Below are 20244 nucleotides of genomic sequence, written 5' to 3' on the forward strand. Positions count from 1 at the left end.
GGCGATGCCGGTGACAAGATCTTCGGTACCAAGCAGAAGGACGCGTGAGCATGCAGGATGAATTCAACGACCCGCTTTGGCGCCAGATCCTGTCTGGCGCACAAATGCTCTTCGTAGCATTTGGCGCGCTGGTGTTGATGCCGCTGATCACAGGTCTTGATCCAAACGTCGCACTGTTCACCGCAGGCCTGGGCACGCTGTTGTTCCAGCTGGTGACCGGGCGGCAGGTGCCGGTGTTTCTGGCGTCGAGCTTTGCGTTTATCACGCCGATCATTCTCGCCAAGGACCAGTTCGGCCTTGCCGCGACGATGGGCGGGGTGATGGCCGCCGGTTTCGTCTATACGTTCCTGGGCGCTGCCGTGAAGATCAAGGGCACCGGCTTCATTGACCGCCTGCTGCCGCCCGTGGTCATCGGCCCGGTGATCATCTCCATTGGCCTGGCCATGGCACCGATCGCCGCTAACATGGCGATGGGTAAAGGTGGCGACGGCGCCGAACTGATTCCCTACAAGACAGCCATGCTGATTTCGATGCCGGCGCTGCTCACCACGTTGATCGTGGCGGTGTTCGGCAAAGGTATTTTCCGCCTGGTGCCGATCATCTCCGGTGTGTTGGTGGGATTTGCCATGGCGTTCTACTTTGGCGTGGTCGACACGGCAAAGATTGCCGCCGCGCCGTGGTTCGCCCTGCCCCACTTCACCGCGCCGGAATTCAACTGGCAGGCGATCCTGTTCATTGTCCCGGTGGCCCTGGCCCCGGCGATTGAACACATCGGTGGCGTGATTGCAGTCGGCAGCGTGACCGGTCGCGACTACCTGAAAAAGCCCGGCCTGCACCGCACCCTGTTGGGTGACGGTATCGCCACCACGGCAGCCGGTCTGTTTGGCGGCCCGCCGAACACCACCTACGCCGAAGTGACTGGCGCGGTAATGCTGACCAAGAACTACAACCCGAAAATCATGACCTGGGCGGCAGTGTTTGCCATCAGCCTGGCGTTTATCGGCAAGTTCGGAGCATTGCTGCAGAGCATCCCAATCCCGGTAATGGGCGGAATCTTGTGCCTGCTGTTCGGCTCGATTGCTGCGGTGGGGATGAACACACTGATCCGCCACAAGATCGACCTGGGCGAGGCGCGTAATCTGGTGATTGTGTCGGTAACGCTGGTGTTCGGGATTGGCGGGGTATTGGTGGGGACCGGTACAGGCCCGAATGACTTCGGCCTCAAGGGCATCGCCCTGTGTGCGGTCGTGGCGATTGCTTTGAACCTGCTGCTGCCGGGCAATGATGGCTGGAAGAACAAGAAGCCGGATGAGCCGTTGATCTAATCAGCACCGCAAAACTAATGTGGGAGAGGGCAAGCCCCCTCCCACATTTTTTGATCTTCAGTGTGGCTTAGAGCTCGCCGAGGCCATCGATCAGCGCCTGGTTCTGCTCCGGCGTACCGATGCTTATCCGCAGGAACTGGGCAATCCGCTCCTGCTTGAAGTGCCGCACGATCACCCCTTGCTCACGCAGCTTGGCCGCCAGGCCGGCCGCGTCGTGCCGGGGGTGACGGGCAAAGATAAAGTTGGCCGCTGACGGCAACACTTCAAAGCCTTTAGCTTCCAGTTGCGCGACCACTTTGTTGCGGCTGTCGATGACCCACTGGCACGTCTTCTCGAAGTGCTCACGGTCCTCAAACGCCGCCGCAGCGCCGACAATCGCCAGGCGATCCAGCGGATAGGAGTTGAAGCTGTTCTTGACGCGCTCCAACGCCTCGATCAGGTCCGGGTGGCCCACGGCCAGGCCCACCCGCAAACCGGCCAGTGAGCGCGATTTGGACAGGGTCTGGGTCACCAGCAGGTTCGGGTAGCGATCCACCAGGCTGATGGCGGTTTCGCCGCCGAAGTCGATATAGGCTTCATCGACCACCACCACCGAATCCGGGCTGGCCTTGAGGATCTGCTCCACCGCCTCCAGCGCCAGCACGCAGCCGGTCGGCGCGTTGGGGTTGGGGAAGATGATGCCGCCGTTAGGCTTGGCGTAGTCCGCTACACGAATCTGGAACTGCTCATCCAGTGGCACCGGGTCGGACTGGATCCCGTAGAGGCCGCAGTACACCGGATAGAAGCTGTAGCTGATGTCCGGGAACAGCAGCGGCAGGTCGTGCTGGAACAGGCCGTGGAAGATGTGCGCGAGCACTTCATCCGAACCGTTGCCGAGAAACACCTTGCCAGCGTCGACCCCGTAGTACTTGGCCACGGCCTGCTTGAGCAGGTCGCTGTTGGGGTCCGGGTAAAGGCGCAGGTTGTCGTTCAACTCGGCCTGCATGGCGGCCAACGCCTTGGGCGACGGGCCGTAGGGGTTTTCGTTGGTGTTGAGCTTGACCAGCTTGGTCAGCTTTGGCTGTTCGCCGGGTACGTAAGGCACGAGGTCCTTGACGAAGGGGCTCCAGAATTTGCTCATGACTTAGTTACCCTTCTCTTCGAGGATTCGGTATTCGGCACTACGGGCGTGTGCGCTCAGCGATTCACCACGGGCCAGCACCGACGCGGTCTTACCCAGTTCGGAAGCCCCTTGAGGCGAGCAGAAGATGATCGACGAACGCTTCTGGAAGTCATACACCCCCAGCGGCGAGGAGAAACGCGCAGTGCCGGAGGTCGGCAGCACGTGGTTCGGGCCGGCGCAGTAGTCGCCCAAGGCTTCGCTGGTGTGGCGCCCCATGAAGATCGCACCGGCGTGGCGAATCGACGGCAGCCAGGCCTGTGGATCGGCCACCGACAGTTCCAGGTGCTCGGGGGCGATACGGTTGGCCACTTCGATGGCTTGCTCCATGTCGCGCACCAGGATCAACGCACCACGGCCATTGATCGACTTCTCGATGATCTCGGCGCGGTCCATGGTCGGCAGCAGCTTGTCGATGCTGGCGGCGACCTTGTCGAGGAACTCTGCGTCCGGGCTGACCAGGATCGCCTGGGCGTCTTCGTCGTGCTCGGCCTGGGAAAACAGGTCCATGGCAATCCAGTCCGGGTCGGTCTGGCCGTCGCACACCACGAGGATTTCCGAGGGGCCGGCAATCATGTCGATGCCGACCTGGCCAAAGACATGGCGCTTGGCGGTGGCGACGTAGATGTTGCCAGGGCCCACCACTTTGTCGACCTTCGGCACGCTTTCAGTGCCATAGGCCAGGGCCGCGACGGCTTGGGCGCCACCGATGGTGAACACGCGGTCGACACCGGCGATGCAGGCCGCAGCCAGCACCAGCTCGTTGATTTCACCGCGAGGGGTTGGCACGACCATTACCACTTCGGTCACGCCGGCCACTTTGGCCGGAATTGCGTTCATCAACACCGACGACGGATACGACGCCTTGCCACCCGGGACATACAGCCCCGCACGGTCCAGCGGCGTGACCTTTTGGCCCAACACCGTGCCGTCGGCCTCGGTGTAGCTCCAGGAGTCCTGTTTCTGCTTTTCGTGGTAGCTGCGCACCCGCGCCGCCGCGACTTCCAGGGCTTCGCGCTGAGGCGCGGTGATGCGCGTCAGGGCCAGCTCCAGGCGTTCACGGGGCAGGATCAGGTCGGACATGGACGCAACGTCCAGGCCGTCGAACTGGCGGGTGAAATCCACCAACGCCGCGTCACCGCGCTCGCGCACGGCCTTGATGATGTCGAGCACCCGCTGGTTGACCGAGTCGTCGGACACGCTTTCCCAGCTCAGCAGATGATCCAGATGATGGGCGAAATCCGGGTCGGCAGCGTTGAGTCGGGCAATTGCAGTGGACGTGGTCATAGCGAGGGCCTCAATAGAATTGGCAAAAACTCAGGCGCCCTAAACTAGCAGTCGTTTCCGCTTGGGCACCTGAGAATTCTGGCTATGAGGCGGATAGACGGGCGTAGCTCTTCAGCTACGCGGGTAGGTCAACCGCGGTGTCGAGACTCCACTGCGGTGCGCAGGGTGTCGATCAACGCCTGAATACGGGCGTGCTGCATCTTCATCGATGCCTTGTTGACGATCAGGCGAGAGCTGATGTCGGCGATGAAGTCCTGGGGTTCGAGACCGTTGGCACGCAGGGTGTTGCCGGTGTCGACCACGTCGATGATCTTGTCGGCCAGGCCGATCAGCGGCGCCAGCTCCATCGAGCCGTAGAGCTTGATGATGTCGACCTGACGGCCTTGCTCGGCGTAGTAACGCTTGGCGACATTGACGAACTTGGTGGCCACGCGCAGGCGGCCCTTGGGCTCGACATCACCGACACGGCCGGCGGTCATCAACTTGCACAGGGCAATGCGCAGGTCCAGCGGCTCGTACAGGCCCTGGCCACCGTATTCCATCAGCACGTCTTTACCGGCGACACCGAGGTCGGCCGCGCCATGCTCAACGTAGGTCGGCACGTCGGTAGCCCGCACGATCAGCAGGCGAACGTCGTCCTGGGTCGTGGGGATGATCAGCTTGCGGCTCTTGTCCGGATTCTCGGTCGGCACGATGCCCGCTTCAGCCAGAAGCGGCAAAGTGTCGTCAAGGATGCGGCCCTTGGACAGTGCGATGGTCAACATGGGAAACGTCAGTCCTTCATCAGGCTATTGCTGTCCGGTCGCAAACGGCGCCAGACGCAGATCGAGGCCATGACAGCCTCGATTTGAAACCAATTCAGCATACTGCGAGCTGACAGCGTCTGTAGTGAGCGGGCTTGCCTTGCGTTGGGTTGCGTAGCGGCCCCCAGAAAAGGGACTGCTGCGCAGTCCAGCGCGGGGCAAGCCCGCTCACCACAACAAGCCCGCTCACTACAGCAAGCCAGCTCACCGCAGTGACGGTGTTTTCAGTTCCGGGACTAGCCCGGTACGCGGCGGATTTTAGCGCCGAGCATCTGCAGTTTTTCTTCGATGCACTCGTAACCACGGTCGATGTGGTAGATGCGGTCGATCAGGGTGTCACCTTCAGCGATCAACGCCGAGATCACCAGGCTGGCCGATGCACGCAGGTCGGTGGCCATGACTGGCGCGCCCTTGAGCTTCTCGGTGCCCGTCACGATGGCGGTGTTGCCTTCAACCTGGATCTTCGCGCCCATGCGGTGCAGTTCGTACACGTGCATGAAGCGGTTTTCGAAGATGGTCTCGATCACGGCACCGGTGCCTTCGGCAATCGCGTTCAGAGAGATGAACTGCGCCTGCATGTCGGTCGGGAACGCCGGGTACGGAGCGGTCCGCACGTTAACGGCTTTTGGCCGCTTGCCGTGCATGTTCAGCTCGATCCAGTCTTCGCCGGTGGTGATTTCGGCACCTGCTTCGCGCAGTTTTTCCAGGACCGCTTCCAGGATGGTCGGATCGGTGTCCTTGACCTTGACGCGACCACCGGTAACGGCGGCGGCAACCAGGTAGGTACCGGTCTCGATGCGGTCAGGCATGACCTTATAGGTGGCGGTGTGCAGACGCTCTACACCATCAATGGTGATAGTGTCGGTGCCAGCACCGGATACCTTGGCGCCCATGGCGTTCAGGAAGTTGGCCAGGTCGACTACTTCAGGCTCGCGCGCGGCGTTTTGCAGGACGCTGCGGCCTTTGGCCAGGGCAGCGGCCATCATGATGTTCTCGGTACCGGTCACGCTGACGGTATCAAAGAAGAAGTTCGCGCCACGCAGGCCGCCTTCCGGTGCCTTGGCCTTGATGTAGCCGCCTTCAACGTCAATGACTGCGCCCATGGCTTCCAGGCCACGGATGTGCAGGTCCACTGGACGCGAGCCGATGGCGCAACCGCCAGGCAGGGCGACTTCGGCTTCGCCGAAACGAGCAACCATCGGACCCAGTACCAGGATCGACGCACGCATGGTTTTCACCAGTTCGTACGGGGCGATCAGGGTCTTGATGGTGCGCGGGTCGATTTCGACGGACAATTTCTCGTCGATCACCGGCTCAATGCCCATGCGACCGAACAGCTCGATCATGGTGGTGATGTCGTGCAGGTGCGGCAGGTTGGCCACGGTCACCGGGCCATCGCACAGCAGGGTCGCTGCCAGGATCGGCAAGGCAGAGTTTTTCGCACCGGAAATGCGAATCTCGCCATCAAGGCGGGCACCGCCGGTAATAATCAATTTATCCATAAGAATCTCGACGCCTTGGGGGCTCAGGTGCGCTCGGCCCAGGCCGCGCGGCTGAAAAATTTCATAGTGACCGCATGGATGCTGCCATCGGTGATCCATGGGTTCAAATGGGCATAGATCTGCTGTTGACGCTTGACCGGGCTCAATGCCGCCAGTTCATCGCTAATCACGTTCAGCTGGAAATTGCAGCCTTCGCCCTCAACTTCTACGCTCGTATCGGGCAGCTTTCCTTCGAGAAAGCTTTTAACTTCTAGGGCCTGCATGATCAACCTCTATCGGCGCCCAGTGCGCACGGGTCGCACATCATACAAAAAAGCCCCGCGCCTGCGAACCCCGCATAGCAGGACTCTGACGGGGGGCCTCTCCGATAATGTGTATTAAGGATGCGCCAACAGCTCGGTCAGACCCGAAACTTCGGCAATTTCACGCATGTCTTCGGGTAAAGCCCGGATGCTGACCGGCTTTTTCGCCGCTTCGGCGTCACGCATGAAGCACAAAAGCAACGACAAACCGACACTGCTGGACTTGGTCACCGCCGAGCAATCGAGCACCAGCGCAGGAGCCGTGCTGGTCTTGATCAGCGCCTGACCCTGCTTGCGCAGGTCAGGCCCGGTGCGGTAATCCAGCACACCGCTGAGGAACAGCTCGCCAGCGTCGCCGAGACGAACAGCCGACTCGGTCATTGCGCAGGCTTCCCGGCAGCTTTATCGGTTTCTTCCTTGGCCTTGGCAACTTCACCGGCCCAACCATTGATGGTCTTGTCCAAGTCGTTGCCATTGCGCTGCATCGCGTCGGCGAACTGATCACGGAACAGCTTGCCAATGTTGATACCGTTGATGATCACGTTGCGCAGTTTCCACTCGCCGTTGATCTTCTCCAGGGTGTACTGCACCGGGTAAACGGCGCCGTTGTTGCCCTTGACGCTCATGTTGACGCTGGTGCGATCACCGGATTCATCACCGGCCGGAGCGACGGTAATACCCTGGTTGTTGTATTCCAGCAGGGCGTTGCCGTAGAACTGGAACAGGCCTTTCTTGAAGTTTTCCTGGAACGTCTGCATCTGCGCAGGTGTTGCCTTGCGCGAGTACTTGACGGTCATGATGCTGCGCGAAATACCCTCGGCATCCACGACGGGGCCCACAATGGTATTGAGCGCGTCGTAAAACTTGCTCGGGTCTTGCTTGTACTGTTCTTTGTTGGCCGTCAGGTCAGCCAGCATCTTGCTGGTGGTGTCCTGCACCAGCTGGTGCGCAGAACCTGCCGCGTTGGCCATCAATGGCAGTGCTGCAAGCAGTACCAGCAGGCCACGTCGCAAGGTAGAGATCATGAACAGATTCCTCATTTGGCGTCTTTATTGACCGTATTGAGCAAAAATTTTCCGATCAAGTCTTCAAGTACCAACGACGACTGTGTGTCGTGGATTGTCGAACCATCCTTGAGCAGGGCTGTTTCCCCGCCCACGCTGACACCGATGTACTTCTCGCCCAGCAGCCCCGCAGTGAGGATAGATGCAGTGGAGTCAGTCGGCAGATTATCTACCTTCTTGTCCAATTGCATGGTCACTCGCCCGGTGAAGCTGTCGCGATCCAGATCGATTGCCGTGACCTTGCCGATGGTTACACCGGCCATGGTAACTTTAGCTCTGACAGTCAAACCGGCGATATTGTCGAAGTATGCGTAAAGTTTATAAGTATCGGCGGTGGGGCTGGCCGAAAGGCCGCTGACTCGCAGAGCCAGCAACAGTAAAGCCAGGATGCCAGCCAGCAAGAAAAGGCCGACACCGATTTCCACAGTGCGGTTTTGCATCAGAAATCTCCAAACATCAAGGCGGTCAAAATGAAGTCAAGGCCCAGTACTGCCAGCGAGGCGTACACTACGGTCTTGGTGGTGGCGCGACTGATCCCTTCTGAAGTGGGCTCACAGTCGTAGCCTTGGAATACGGCGATCCAGGTCACTACAAAGGCGAAGACGATGCTCTTTATAACGCCATTGAGCACGTCACCGCTAAAGGTCACGCTGTTTTGCATGTTGGCCCAGTAGGAACCGTCGTAGACGCCCAGCCAGTCCACCGCCACCCACGAACCACCCCAGATACCGACCACGCTGAAGATCATCGCCAGTAATGGCAGGGAGATGAAGCCGGCCCACAGGCGCGGGGCAACAATGTATTTGAGGGGGTCCACGCCGATCATTTCGAGGCTGGACAGCTGTTCGGTGGACTTCATGTTGCCGATTTCGGCAGTCAACGCGGAGCCCGCACGCCCGGCGAACAGCAACGCGGTCACCACCGGCCCCAGTTCACGCAGCAGCGTCAGGGCAACCATCTGCCCCACTGCCTGCTCCGACCCGTAGCTGGACAGGATATTGAAGCCCTGCAACGCCAGCACCATGCCGATGAAGACCCCGGAGACCACAATGATCACCAGGGACATTACGCCCACCGAATGCAGTTGTTTGAGCAACAGGCCAAAGCCGCCACCGATGCCGCCGCGGCCAAGCAAGGCGTGGAACAGGAAAATCGTCGAACGACCCAGCACCTCGACGATGTCGATGCCCGAGCGACCGAAAAGGCGAACCTTTTCATGAGAGATGTCTTGCGCATCAGCGCTTCCCCAGAAGATCTGAGCGGTAATCCGCTGCCGGAAAGTGAAAAGGCACAGGGCCATCGGGATCGCCAGTCATGAATTGGCGAATGCGCGGGTTATCGGCGTTCATCAGCTCTTCAGGCGTACCCTGCCCCAGCACCTGGCCATCGCCGACTACATAGAGGTAATCGGCAATGCTCGCGGTTTCTGCGAGGTCGTGGGACACCACGATACTGGTGATGCCCAGGGCATCGTTGAGCAGACGGATCAGGCGAACCAGCACGCCCATGGCGATCGGGTCCTGACCGACGAAGGGCTCGTCGTACATGAGAATCTGCGGATCGAGCGCAATGGCGCGCGCCAGGGCCACGCGACGCTTCATGCCGCCGGACAGTTCGTCGGGCATCAGGTCAATGGCACCACGCAGGCCCACGGCCTGCAATTTCAGCAACACAATGTCACGAATCATTTCATCGGACAGCTGGGTATGCACCCGCAGCGGGAACGCCACGTTCTCGAATACATCCAGGTCGGTAAACAGCGCACCGCTCTGGAACAGCACGCCCATGTGCTTGCGCGCATCGAACAGATCGCTGCGCGACAGCGTCGGCAGGTTCTGGCCGTTGACCCACACTTCGCCGGCGCTGGGGCGCAATTGCATGCCCATCAGCCGCAACAGGGTGGTCTTACCGCAACCGGACGGCCCCATGATGCCCGTGACCTTGCCACGGGGAATGCGAATATCGACGTTATTGAAGATGCTGCGCGTCCCGCGCTTGAAGGTCAGTCCCTTCAGCTCGACCGCGTAGGCGTTATCGGCACTCATCTAAACTCCTTGGGATGCAGCCTCTCACTCAGACACCACGCATGCGACAAACGTTTGCAACGGCGACGCATATAGATAGCCTCATGGGCTGGGCGGACCGAACTGGCGGCGAACTATATCACTGCTGGTACAACGCGCCCAAGGCCGGAACGGTGCTAGTTCAGTTTGAGGACAGGGAAAAAACGTTGCCAACGGTGTTACTGGGGATCGATCTCAGGAACCCAAAGAACAAAGCCTGACGAACTTGCGTGAGGGAATTGATCATTACCGCTATAATCGCCGACTTTTCGTCAGGCTATACGATTTCAGACATGAGCCAATCCAGCGACCTTATTCAATCCGCACAACGCACCATCCGCCTCGAAGTCGAAGCCGTAGAAGGCTTGCTGGCCCATATCGACGCAGATTTCGTACGCGCCTGCGAGATGATTCTGGCCAGCAAAGGCCGCGTTGTAGTGGTCGGCATGGGCAAATCGGGCCACGTCGGCAACAAGATCGCCGCCACCCTGGCCAGCACCGGGACCACCGCATTTTTTGTGCATCCCGCCGAGGCAAGCCACGGCGACATGGGCATGATCACCAAAGATGACGTCATCCTGGCACTGTCCAACTCTGGCACCACCAACGAAATCGTGACCCTGCTGCCGCTGATCAAGCGCCTGGGCATCAAGATGATCAGCGTCACTGGCAATCCAGAGTCGACGCTGGCCGAGGCTGCCGAAGTGAATCTGAATGTTCATGTGGCCCACGAAGCCTGCCCGCTGAATCTGGCGCCGACTTCCTCCACCACCGCGGCCCTGGTCATGGGCGACGCCCTGGCCGTTGCGCTGCTTGAAGCCCGGGGATTCACCGCTGAAGATTTCGCATTTTCCCACCCTGGTGGTGCGCTGGGCCGCCGCCTGCTGCTGAAAGTGGAAAACGTCATGCACTCGGGTGATGAATTGCCCCACGTCCAACGCGGCACGTTACTGAAGGACGCGCTGATGGAAATGACCCGCAAGGGCTTGGGCATGACCGTGATCCTGGAAGCTGACGGGCGCCTGGCCGGGGTCTTCACTGACGGTGACTTGCGCCGTACCCTGGACCGCACCATCGATATCCACACGGCGACCATCGACGCAGTAATGACCCCGCACGGCAAGACCGCCCGCCCTGAAATGCTGGCAGCCGAAGCCTTGAAGATCATGGAAGACCACAAGATCGGCGCCCTGGTGGTGGTCGATAGCGACGACCATCCGGTCGGCGCCCTGAACATGCACGACTTGTTGCGTGCGGGAGTGATGTAAATGACCAGCGACCTGTTGCAACGCGGCAAGCACATCAAGCTGGCGATTTTCGACGTTGACGGCGTGCTGACCGATGGCCGCTTGTACTTCCTCGAAGATGGCAGTGAATTCAAGACATTCAACACCCTCGACGGCCAGGGCATCAAAATGCTGATGGCTGCGGGCGTGCAAACCGCGATTATCAGCGGACGGAAAACCCCCGTTGTGGAACGCCGCGCACAAAATCTGGGGATTCCTCACCTGTATCAGGGCCGCGAGGATAAACTGGTGGTTCTGGACGAGCTTCTTGGCCAACTCAACCTAAGCTATGAGCAGGTCGCGTACCTGGGCGATGATCTGCCCGACTTGCCGGTTATTCGCCGAGTGGGCCTGGGCATGGCCGTCGCCAATGCGGCGGCGTTTGTTCGCGAGCACGCCCATGGCATCACCTCTGCCCGTGGTGGCGAAGGTGCGGCCCGCGAGTCTGCGAACTGATCCTGCGAGCCCAGGGCAGCCTTGAAGCGGCACACGCCGCCTACCTATAGAGCGTTTTATGCTGAGTAAAAAGATTCGCAACTTCCTGCTATTCGGGGTCATCGCCGCGCTGCTGCTCGCGGTGGGCTACTGGAATATCAGCCCGGGGCGCTTCCTCGACCAGCCGGCTGCACAGGTCGACGGAGGGGCTATCGACTATTACGCTACCAATGCCTATAGCGTGCAGTTCCTGCCCGACGGCAAGTTGCAGTACGAAATGACCTCGGACAAAGTCGAACACTTGAAGGCCACCGAAGTCACCCTGCTGACCAACCCGGACCTGAACCTGTACCGCGGCACCGAATTTCCGTGGCATGTCACCAGCAAGCGTGGCGAGGTGAACCCTGACGGCACCGAGGTAGAACTGATTGACTCGGTACGCGTTGCACGCACGGACGCCAAAGACCGCAACACGGTGATTACCAGCAGTCGCATGACCGTATTCCCGCAGAAGCAATATGCGCAGACCGAGCAAGACGTTAGAATCGACGGCGCTGGCGGTGTATCGACTGGCAAGGGAATGAAAGCGTATTTGAAAGAAAGCAGGATACACCTGCTATCGAACGTAAGAGGACAGTATGAGGCTCGTTAAAACTCTCCCTATTTTGCTCGGTTTGGGCGCAGCACTGGGAAGCGTGAGCGCCTGGGCTCTGCCGAACGATAGCCAGCAACCGATCCACATCTCGGCTGACGATGCGCAACTCGATGACAAGCAAGGTGTTGCCACCTACACCGGCGGCGTGATCATCACCCAAGGGTCGATGAAAATCACCGGCAATACCGTGACACTGACGCGCACCCAAGCCGGTGATATCGACGTCGTGACCTCGGTAGGCAACCTGGCTTACTTCGAACAGAAGCAGTCCGCGACCGATACCGGCCCGATGAAGGGCTATGGCAAGACCATCCAGTATCACGCCCAGCAGAATCGCATTGTGCTGATCGACCAGGCCAAGGTGCTCAGCCCCGATGGCAACTCCACGGAAGGTGAAAAGATCACCTATGACACCGTGAAACAGATCGCCAATGCCGGCCGCGCCAATGGCAGCAAGGTGACCGCACCGCGTCCGCGTATCGACATGGTTATCCAGCCGAAGAAGAAGGCCGAGTAATGGCAACCCTGAAAGCCCAGCATCTGGCCAAGGCCTATAAAAGCCGACAGGTCGTGCGCGACGTCAGCCTGTCGATCGACAGCGGCCAGATCGTCGGCTTGCTCGGACCCAACGGCGCAGGCAAGACCACATGCTTCTATATGATCGTCGGCCTGGTACAGGCGGATCAGGGTCGCGTACTGATCGACGACCTGGATGTCAGCCACCAGCCAATGCACGGTCGTGCCCGCGCCGGTATCGGTTATCTTCCGCAAGAAGCGTCGATCTTCCGCAAACTGTCGGTTGCCGACAACATCATGGCCATCCTTGAAACCCGCAAGGAACTGGACCGTGACGGCCGTCGCCAGGAACTGGAAAGCCTGCTGCAGGAATTCCACATCAACCACATTCGCGACAACCTTGGCATGAGCCTGTCCGGTGGTGAACGTCGTCGCGTGGAAATCGCCCGCGCCCTGGCCACCGCCCCCAAGTTCATCCTGCTGGACGAACCGTTTGCCGGCGTCGACCCTATCTCGGTTGGCGACATCAAGCAGATCATCCATCACCTCAAGGCCAAGGGCATCGGTGTATTGATCACCGACCACAACGTGCGTGAGACCCTCGATATCTGCGAAACCGCCTATATCGTCAACGATGGACAACTGATCGCCGAAGGCGACTCCGCTACCATCCTGGCCAATGAACTGGTCAAGGAAGTGTACCTGGGTCACGAGTTTCGCCTGTAAACCCGCCTGTGAAAACAAGGCGGTGGCAGGTGGTTTGCCCGATGCGCGGGAGTCAATAAGAACCTTCGGTTTTTTATTGTTACCGCGCTCTAGGCAAAGCCCTCGATATCAGGCATATAATTTGCTTATGTTTGGCGCTCACGCGCCCTGTCGTGGATGGCGCATTGCGCCGGCGAATAAGGTGTTAAGCCCCTGCCATGAAACCATCGCTAGTCCTGAGAATGGGCCAGCAGCTGACGATGACACCGCAGCTGCAACAGGCCATCCGCCTACTCCAATTGTCGACCCTGGACCTGCAACAGGAAATCCAGGAGGCCCTGGAGTCCAATCCGATGCTCGAACGCCAGGAAGAAGGCGACGACTTCGATAATGCAGATCCGTTGGCCGACAACATCGAGCAAAAACCCAACGCCGACGTGCAGGAACCGTCCTACCAGGAAACCGCCCCTACGGTGGACAACCTGGAGGAAGGCGATTGGAACGAACGCATCCCCAACGAGCTTCCAGTAGACACCGCCTGGGAAGACGTCTATCAGACCAGCGCCAGCAGCCTGCCCAGCAACGACGATGACGAGTGGGACTTCACCACCCGCACCTCCGCCGGTGAAAGCCTGCAGAGCCATCTGCTGTGGCAACTGAACCTCGCACCGATGTCCGACACCGATCGACTGATCGCCGTCACCCTGATCGACTGCATCAACAACCAGGGTTACCTGGACGAGACGCTCGACGAAATCCTTGAGGCTTTCGACCCGGAACTGGACATCGAGCTGGACGAAATTGAAGCGGTGCTGCACCGCATCCAGCAGTTCGAGCCGGCCGGCATCGGCGCCCGCACCCTGAGCGAATGCTTGCTGCTGCAACTGCGCCAGCTGCCCGCCAAGACGCCGTGGCTCGCTGAGGCCCAGCGCCTGGTTACCGACTACATCGACCTGCTGGGCAGCCGCGACTACAGCCAACTGATGCGCCGCATGAAGCTCAAGGAAGACGACCTGCGCCAGGTCATTGAGCTGGTGCAGAGCCTGAACCCGCGTCCGGGCTCGCAGATCGAGTCGAGCGAAGCCGAGTACGTGGTGCCCGACGTCATCGTGCGCAAAGACAACGAGCGCTGGCTGGTTGAACTGAACCAGGAGTCGGTGCCGCGCCTGCGGGTCAACCCGCAATATGCCGGCTTTGTGCGCCGGGCAGACACGAGTGCCGACAACACCTTCATGCGCAACCAGTTGCAGGAAGCCCGCTGGTTCATCAAGAGCCTGCAGAGCCGCAACGAAACCTTGATGAAAGTGGCCACCCAGATCGTCGAGCATCAGCGCGGCTTCCTGGAATACGGCGACGAAGCAATGAAGCCTCTGGTCCTGCACGACATCGCCGAAGCGGTAGGCATGCATGAATCGACAATTTCACGCGTGACCACGCAAAAATTCATGCATACCCCACGGGGTATTTATGAGTTGAAATACTTTTTCTCCAGCCATGTCAGCACCTCCGAAGGCGGCGAATGCTCGTCAACGGCGATCCGCGCGATCATCAAAAAACTGGTTGCTGCGGAAAATCAGAAAAAGCCGTTGAGTGACAGCAAGATCGCTGGTTTACTGGAGGCACAAGGCATTCAGGTCGCCCGTCGAACCGTCGCCAAGTACCGCGAATCCCTTGGGATCGCGCCTTCCAGCGAGCGCAAGCGTTTGATGTGACGGGCGGGCCACAGCGTTCCAGTGACGGGTATTCCTACCCGTCGCTTTATGCACTGGCAACGAAGGAGAAGCTGTATGCAAGTCAACATCAGTGGACACCATGTAGAAGTCACCCCTCCCCTGCGCGAGTATGTCGAGCAGAAGCTGAAACGCCTGGAGGGTCATTTTGACAAAATCACCAACGTGCAAGTCATCATGAAAGTCGACAAGCTTCAGCAGAAAGTTGAGGCGACCCTACAGATTCCCGGTGGCGAAGTAGTCGCCAATGCCGAGCATGAGGACATGTATGCATCGATTGATGCCTTGACTGACAAGCTTGACCGCCAACTTAAAAAGCATAAGGAAAAGCAGCAGAGCCTTCTTAATGGCACTGGCCGCTAACACCCCCAACCCATGATCCGACTTGAAACCATCCTGACCCCCGGCCGTTCCCTGGTGAACGTGCCGGGCGGCAGCAAGAAGAAAGCCCTCGAACAAATTGCCAACCTGATCAGCAGCCAAGTGCCTGAACTGGAGATGCAAGATGTCTTCGAGGCTCTGATTGCCCGTGAAAAACTCGGCTCGACCGGTTTTGGCAACGGCATCGCCATTCCTCACTGTCGCCTCAAAGGCTGCGAGACACCTGTCAGCGCCCTGCTGCACCTGGATGCCCCTATCGATTTCGACGCCATCGACGGTGCCCCGGTCGACCTGCTGTTTGTTCTGCTGGTCCCGCAGGCCGCCACCGATGCGCATCTGGAACTGCTTCGGCAGATCGCCAGCATGCTTGACCGCAAGGACGTACGCGACCAATTGCGCAGTGCCAGCAGCAACGAGGCGCTGTACCGAGTTGTCCTGGATGCGCAAAGCGGGCAGTAACCATGCGTTTGATCATTGTCAGCGGCCGCTCCGGCTCAGGTAAAAGTACTGCTCTCAACGTTCTTGAGGACAATGGCTTCTATTGCATCGACAACCTACCTGCCGGCCTGCTGCCGGAGCTGGCGGAACGTGCACTGATCCACACCGAACTGGCCCAACCCCTGGTTGCCGTTTCGATCGACGCCCGCAACCTGCCCAGCCACCTCTCGCGATTCCCGGAGTTGCTGGAAGAAGTGCGCGCCAAGCACATCCATTGTGATGTGCTGTACCTGGATGCCGACGAAGAGACGCTGTTAAAACGCTTCTCCGAAACCCGCAGGCGCCACCCGCTCAGCAGCCCTCACCGCTCCCTGGCCGAAGCCATTGAGGACGAAACCAAGTTGTTGGGGCCGATCATTGACCTCGCCGACCTCAAGATCAACACCACCAGCCTTAACCTGTACCAACTGCGCGATGCCATCAAGCTGCGCCTGCTGAACCAGCCGGAGCCCGGCACGGCGTTTCTTGTCGAGTCTTTTGGCTTCAAACGCGGTATGCCAGTGGATGCGGACCTCGTGTTTGACGTGCGCTGCCTGCCCAACCCCTACTGGAAACCGGAATTGCGTGACCAGTCAGGGCTGGATCTACCCGTAGCCGAATACCTGGCCGCGCAGCCGGATGTGGAGGAGATGTTTCAGGACATCTCCAGTTACTTGCTCAAATGGCTGCCGCGCTTTGCCGCGAGCAACCGAGCCTATGTCACCATTGCCATTGGCTGCACCGGTGGTCATCACCGCTCGGTGTACCTGACCGAGCGCCTGGGCCAGGTACTGCAACAAACCCTCAAGAACGTCCAGGTCCGCCACCGCGACCTCAGCTGAAAGGAACACCTTCGCGATGCCCGCTCTGGAAATTGAAATCATCAACAAGTTGGGCCTGCATGCCCGCGCCTCAGCCAAATTTGTCGGAGTTGCGGGGCAGTTCCCCTGCCAGATCAGGGCCGGGCGTACACCGGAGAGCATGGTCGATGGCAAAAGCATCATGGCAATGATGATGCTGGCGGCCGGTAAGGGCACCAAGATTCATCTCAAGACCGAAGGCGAGCAAGAGCAGGAAGCGATGGACGCACTGGTAGCGCTGATCAACAACTTCTTTGATGAGGGTGAGTAAACTCACCCTTTGAGGTAGGCGTGAAGCCGCAACGGCTTCACCCCAAGGCAGTATCCATCACCATCATCAAACAGAACCCGATACACAATCCCAGACTGGCGAGTTTTTCGTGGCCATTGCGCCGTGACTCAGGGATGACCTCATGGGTCACCACCAACAACATCGCCCCAGCGGCCAATGCCAAACCCAACGGCAACAGCACCTCAGCCAGGCCCACCAACCACGCGCAGAGCACGGCAAACACCGGTTCCACCAAGCCTGACGCAGCGCCAATCAGAAACGCCTTGACCCGCGACATGCCTGCCCCGGCCAACACCAACGCAATCACAAGGCCTTCGGGCACATCCTGCAAGGCAATGCCCATGGCCAGGCTATCGGCATCCGGCATGCCGCCGCCCGCCGAGACGCCAACCGCCATGCCTTCGGGGATGTTGTGGGCAATGATGGCGAACACGAACAGCCAGATTCGCGGCGGGATCACCGGCTTGTCCGGCGTGCCCACCAGCATTTCCGGACTGGCGCCGGAGACCTTGCGGTCAACCAGATACAGCCCGAATGCCCCCAACATGATGCCGAAACTAATCAACCCGCCCGCCCCCCCAGGGCGTAAGCCCCAGGCTTTCGGCAGCGGCGATGCCTGGCACTACCAGCGAAAAGGCGGTGGCGGCCAACATCACGCCCGCCCCAAAGCCCAGCAAGGTATCGCTCACGGCAACCGGCATCCGCCGAATCACCAATACAGGAACCGCGCCCAGCGCGGTGCCGAGCGCGCAGATCGCCCCGCCCTGCAAGGCACGCAAGATACGCGGTTCCAGGTCCAGCCAGGCCAGCCCGTGGGCCACCAGCAATGCAGTACCTGCCAGCAGCAGCAGCGAGCCCAGCGCATAACGAAACATTCGCACGCTGCCGATCGCCAGTGTTTCAGTGCCCATAGTCGGCCTTAGATCTTGTTATGGAGGTAAATGTCAGGCCAAAGCAGCCTGATAGCGTGCGGCAACTTCTGGCCAGTTGATAACACTGTAGAAGGCATTGATGTATTCCGGGCGGCGGTTCTGGTAGCGCAGGTAGTAAGCGTGCTCCCACACGTCCAGGCCGAGGATAGGCGTGTTGCCGTTCATCAGCGGGCTGTCCTGATTACCGCTGCTTTCCACGACCAAAGTCTTTTGCGGGGTAACGCTCAGCCAGGCCCAGCCGCTGCCGAAGCGGGTCAACGCGGCTTTGGTGAAGGCCTCCTTGAAGCTTTCAAAACCACCTACTTGCTCGTCAATCGCCTTGCCCAGCGCGCCTTCAGGCTTACCGCCCCCCTGAGGTGACATCACCGCCCAGAACAGCGAGTGGTTAGCGTGGCCGCCACCTTGATTGATCACCGCAGCGCGCAGTTTTTCCGGCAACTGCTGCACGCTGGACACCAGTTTCTCTACGGGCCAGCCGGCGAACTCGGTGCCCTCGACCGCGGCATTGAGGTTGTTGATGTAGGTCTGGTGATGCTTGGTGTAGTGGATTTCCATGGTTTGCGCATCGATATGCGGTTCCAGGGCATCGTAGGCGTAAGGCAGGGCAGGCAAGGTGTAAGTCATATCAATGTGCTCCGTATTGAGGCGTAGTCGGTTGCGCCGCAGTACCGCCCAGCAAGCGATGGGTGCGCGGGTATTCGCCGTGATCGCTGATGAAATTCAACAGTTCGACGTAGGTCTTGCTGCTCTGGCGCAGGGCTGCTTCGCGCAGTTGCGGGCTCAGGCGTGCGTCCTGCATGGTCTGCAGCAAGCGCTGGTGAATGGCGCAGAGGTACTCGGCGCTTTCCTCTGGCTGATTCAGGCGCAAGTGCAGATCCGCCAGGTTGTGATGTGAAATGACGCAGGCCGCCACCGCTTCGTCGGCATCTGCCCAGCGTTCGAACAACACTTGGGCCAGGGCCAGGGCTTGCAGATAGGCCTCGCGAGCGTCGACCAGTTCGCCCTGCATAAAGCAGCGATTAGCCCGTTCGATCGTGCGTTTCCAGTGCTCCATGATGAGCCTCCAAAGCAGAGTCGGTGATTACACGCCGCCAGCCGTAAGCTTTTCCGGATCCAGCAGGATTTCCAGTTGGCTACGAGGCAAGTCGGTGTGCTCAAGGGCGACATCAATCACTGGACGGCCTTGCTGATAGGCCTTCTTGGCGATTTCAGCAGCCTTTTGGTAACCAATGATCGGGTTGAGTGCGGTAACCAGGATCGGGTTGCGCGACAGCGCTTCCTTGAGCTTGGCTTCATTGACCTTGAAGCTGGCGATGGCTTTGTCCCCCAGCAGGCGGCTGGCGTTGGCCAGCAGTTCGAGGCTGCTGAGCAGGTTCTGGGCGATGATCGGCAGCATCACGTTGAGCTCGAAGTTGCCAGATTGGCCGGCGACGGTGATCACCGTGTCATTGCCGATGACTTGGGCCGCCACCATGGCAGTCGCTTCCGGAATGACCGGGTTGACCTTGCCGGGCATGATCGAAGACCCCGGTTGCAGGCCTTCCAGCTCGATTTCACCCAGGCCGGCGAGTGGGCCGGAGTTCATCCAGCGCAGGTCATTGGCGATTTTCATCAACGATACGGCGGTGGCTTTCAGTTGGCCGGAAACAGCCACGGCCGTGTCCTGGGAGCCAATCAGCGCAAACAGGTTTTTACCCGGCGTGAATTTCACATCCGTCAGGCTGCTGAGCTGTTGACTGAAGCGCGCCGCGAATTCCGGATGCGCGTTGATCCCGGTGCCCACCGCTGTGCCGCCTTGCGCGAGGGCCTGCAGGCTTGGCAGCAGGTCTTGCAGATGACCGATATTGGCCTTGAGTTGCTGCGCCCAGCCATTGAGTACCTGGCTCATACGGACTGGCATGGCGTCCATCAAATGCGTGCGGCCGGTCTTGATGAACGGGTGGACTTCTTCAGCCTTATGCTCGATCACCTCCACCAGGTGCAACAGCGCCGGCAGTGTTTGCTCGTGCAATACCAGCGCCGCACTGACGTGGATGGTTGTAGGAATGATGTCGTTGCTGCTTTGGCCGCAGTTGACGTGATCGTTCGGGTTGACCGCCTCGCCCAGCAGACGACTGGCGAGGGTTGCAATCACTTCGTTGGCGTTCATGTTGGAACTGGTGCCGGAACCGGTCTGGAAGATATCAACCGGAAAGTGCTGCATGAAGTCGCCTTCCAGCAGACCTTGGGCAGCATCGACGATGGCCTTGCCCTGCCCTTCGCTGATTTGCTTGAGGTCGACATTAACCTTGGCGGCAGCCACCTTTGCCAGGATCAGTGCGCGAATGAATTGCGCCGGCATGCGTTGGTAGCTGATCGGGAAGTTGTTCACCGCGCGCTGGGTCTGTGCGCCATACAAGGCCTCGGCAGGTACTTGCAGTTCGCCCATGCTGTCGCGTTCGATACGGGTGTTAGGGTCTGCCATCACTTA

At 59.6% G+C, this 20244-nt stretch carries 22 protein-coding genes and 3 pseudogenes; 11 read left to right on the forward strand and 14 right to left on the reverse strand.

All coding sequences use genetic code 11. The features are described from left to right. Positions 1 to 50: 50 nt before the first annotated feature. Entirely contained in the window at positions 51 to 1325 is a 1275-nt protein-coding gene (locus tag IQK56_RS16900; protein ID WP_150760783.1) for a uracil-xanthine permease family protein, read from the forward strand. A gap of 67 nt (positions 1326 to 1392) precedes the next feature. Here IQK56_RS16900 and hisC read toward each other — a convergent pair whose 3' ends face one another. The 10 genes and pseudogenes from hisC to IQK56_RS16950 all read right to left on the reverse strand — a co-directional run bounded on the left by hisC (position 1393) and on the right by IQK56_RS16950 (position 9487). Beyond that, the gene (gene hisC / locus IQK56_RS16905; protein ID WP_150675058.1) at positions 1393 to 2445 is read right to left on the reverse strand and encodes a histidinol-phosphate transaminase; all 1053 of its coding nucleotides are present in this window, start codon (positions 2443 to 2445) and stop codon (positions 1393 to 1395) included. 3 nt (positions 2446 to 2448) lie between these two features. After that, positions 2449 to 3771: a histidinol dehydrogenase gene (hisD, locus tag IQK56_RS16910; RefSeq protein ID WP_122307384.1), complete on the reverse strand. Its 1323-nt coding sequence runs from the start codon at positions 3769 to 3771 to the stop codon at positions 2449 to 2451. Between the two features lie 128 nt (positions 3772 to 3899). Beyond that, the gene (hisG, locus tag IQK56_RS16915; protein WP_003171824.1) at positions 3900 to 4535 is read right to left on the reverse strand and encodes an ATP phosphoribosyltransferase; all 636 of its coding nucleotides are present in this window, start codon (positions 4533 to 4535) and stop codon (positions 3900 to 3902) included. A gap of 275 nt (positions 4536 to 4810) precedes the next feature. Next, positions 4811 to 6076: a UDP-N-acetylglucosamine 1-carboxyvinyltransferase gene (gene murA, locus IQK56_RS16920; RefSeq protein WP_071494136.1), complete on the reverse strand. Its 1266-nt coding sequence runs from the start codon at positions 6074 to 6076 to the stop codon at positions 4811 to 4813. A 23-nt stretch (positions 6077 to 6099) separates the two neighbouring features. Then, positions 6100 to 6339 (reverse strand): BolA family protein, encoded by a 240-nt coding sequence (locus IQK56_RS16925; RefSeq protein ID WP_099587128.1) that lies wholly within the window; start codon positions 6337 to 6339, stop codon positions 6100 to 6102. A 114-nt stretch (positions 6340 to 6453) separates the two neighbouring features. Then, entirely contained in the window at positions 6454 to 6759 is a 306-nt protein-coding gene (locus IQK56_RS16930) for an STAS domain-containing protein (RefSeq protein WP_025856316.1), read from the reverse strand. Continuing rightward, the gene (locus IQK56_RS16935) at positions 6756 to 7403 is read right to left on the reverse strand and encodes an MlaC/ttg2D family ABC transporter substrate-binding protein (RefSeq protein ID WP_122307383.1); all 648 of its coding nucleotides are present in this window, start codon (positions 7401 to 7403) and stop codon (positions 6756 to 6758) included. The genes IQK56_RS16930 and IQK56_RS16935 overlap by 4 nt, the downstream gene beginning before the upstream one ends. Positions 7404 to 7414: 11 nt before the next feature. Further along, on the reverse strand, positions 7415 to 7882 hold the full coding sequence (mlaD, locus tag IQK56_RS16940; RefSeq protein ID WP_003171814.1) for an outer membrane lipid asymmetry maintenance protein MlaD: 468 nt from the start codon (positions 7880 to 7882) through the stop codon (positions 7415 to 7417). Beyond that, positions 7882 to 8678 (reverse strand): annotated as a pseudogene (gene mlaE / locus IQK56_RS16945) (lipid asymmetry maintenance ABC transporter permease subunit MlaE). Before mlaE ends, mlaD begins: the two are co-directional and overlap by 1 nt. Beyond that, a complete protein-coding gene (locus tag IQK56_RS16950) occupies positions 8678 to 9487 on the reverse strand; it encodes an ATP-binding cassette domain-containing protein (protein WP_003171811.1) in 810 nt (269 codons plus the stop codon). The pseudogene mlaE and the gene IQK56_RS16950 overlap by 1 nt, the downstream one beginning before the upstream one ends. A 311-nt stretch (positions 9488 to 9798) precedes the next feature. Between IQK56_RS16950 and IQK56_RS16955 the strand changes: the two genes are divergently transcribed. The 10 genes and pseudogenes from IQK56_RS16955 to IQK56_RS17000 all read left to right on the forward strand — a co-directional run bounded on the left by IQK56_RS16955 (position 9799) and on the right by IQK56_RS17000 (position 16821). Then, positions 9799 to 10773 carry a KpsF/GutQ family sugar-phosphate isomerase gene (locus tag IQK56_RS16955; RefSeq protein ID WP_193863143.1) on the forward strand — a complete coding sequence of 325 codons (975 nt, stop codon included), beginning with the start codon at positions 9799 to 9801 and terminating at the stop codon, positions 10771 to 10773. Then, positions 10774 to 11297, forward strand: a pseudogene (locus IQK56_RS16960) (KdsC family phosphatase). It begins immediately after the preceding gene. A gap of 8 nt (positions 11298 to 11305) precedes the next feature. After that, a complete protein-coding gene (gene lptC / locus IQK56_RS16965) occupies positions 11306 to 11878 on the forward strand; it encodes an LPS export ABC transporter periplasmic protein LptC (protein WP_122307380.1) in 573 nt (190 codons plus the stop codon). Continuing rightward, a complete protein-coding gene (lptA, locus tag IQK56_RS16970) occupies positions 11865 to 12398 on the forward strand; it encodes a lipopolysaccharide transport periplasmic protein LptA (RefSeq protein WP_027604809.1) in 534 nt (177 codons plus the stop codon). Before lptC ends, lptA begins: the two co-directional genes overlap by 14 nt. Further along, positions 12398 to 13123, forward strand: a complete 726-nt coding sequence (gene lptB, locus IQK56_RS16975; RefSeq protein ID WP_004372092.1) for an LPS export ABC transporter ATP-binding protein — start codon at positions 12398 to 12400, stop codon at positions 13121 to 13123. Before lptA ends, lptB begins: the two co-directional genes overlap by 1 nt. Before the next feature lie 197 nt (positions 13124 to 13320). After that, positions 13321 to 14814 (forward strand): RNA polymerase factor sigma-54, encoded by a 1494-nt coding sequence (locus IQK56_RS16980; RefSeq protein WP_122307379.1) that lies wholly within the window; start codon positions 13321 to 13323, stop codon positions 14812 to 14814. 75 nt (positions 14815 to 14889) lie between these two features. Further along, positions 14890 to 15195: a ribosome hibernation-promoting factor, HPF/YfiA family gene (hpf, locus tag IQK56_RS16985; protein ID WP_122307378.1), complete on the forward strand. Its 306-nt coding sequence runs from the start codon at positions 14890 to 14892 to the stop codon at positions 15193 to 15195. A 12-nt stretch (positions 15196 to 15207) separates the two neighbouring features. After that, entirely contained in the window at positions 15208 to 15672 is a 465-nt protein-coding gene (ptsN, locus tag IQK56_RS16990) for a PTS IIA-like nitrogen regulatory protein PtsN (RefSeq protein WP_122307377.1), read from the forward strand. A 2-nt stretch (positions 15673 to 15674) separates the two neighbouring features. After that, the gene (rapZ, locus tag IQK56_RS16995; protein ID WP_099587119.1) at positions 15675 to 16532 is read left to right on the forward strand and encodes an RNase adapter RapZ; all 858 of its coding nucleotides are present in this window, start codon (positions 15675 to 15677) and stop codon (positions 16530 to 16532) included. Between the two features lie 16 nt (positions 16533 to 16548). Next, on the forward strand, positions 16549 to 16821 hold the full coding sequence (locus IQK56_RS17000) for an HPr family phosphocarrier protein (RefSeq protein ID WP_003216108.1): 273 nt from the start codon (positions 16549 to 16551) through the stop codon (positions 16819 to 16821). A gap of 37 nt (positions 16822 to 16858) precedes the next feature. On the opposite strand, the pseudogene IQK56_RS17005 reads toward IQK56_RS17000, so the two are convergent. From IQK56_RS17005 to IQK56_RS17020, 4 genes and pseudogenes are all read right to left on the reverse strand, one after another. Beyond that, positions 16859 to 17753 (reverse strand): annotated as a pseudogene (locus tag IQK56_RS17005) (ZIP family metal transporter). Between the two features lie 33 nt (positions 17754 to 17786). Further along, positions 17787 to 18398 carry a superoxide dismutase gene (locus tag IQK56_RS17010; RefSeq protein ID WP_150760785.1) on the reverse strand — a complete coding sequence of 204 codons (612 nt, stop codon included), beginning with the start codon at positions 18396 to 18398 and terminating at the stop codon, positions 17787 to 17789. 1 nt (position 18399) lies between these two features. Continuing rightward, positions 18400 to 18828: a hypothetical protein gene (locus IQK56_RS17015; RefSeq protein WP_122307373.1), complete on the reverse strand. Its 429-nt coding sequence runs from the start codon at positions 18826 to 18828 to the stop codon at positions 18400 to 18402. Between the two features lie 27 nt (positions 18829 to 18855). Then, entirely contained in the window at positions 18856 to 20238 is a 1383-nt protein-coding gene (locus tag IQK56_RS17020) for a class II fumarate hydratase (RefSeq protein WP_193863141.1), read from the reverse strand. Positions 20239 to 20244 lie beyond the last annotated feature (6 nt).

Source organism: Pseudomonas cyclaminis (assembly GCF_015163715.1).
Lineage (GTDB): Bacteria > Pseudomonadota > Gammaproteobacteria > Pseudomonadales > Pseudomonadaceae > Aquipseudomonas > Aquipseudomonas cyclaminis.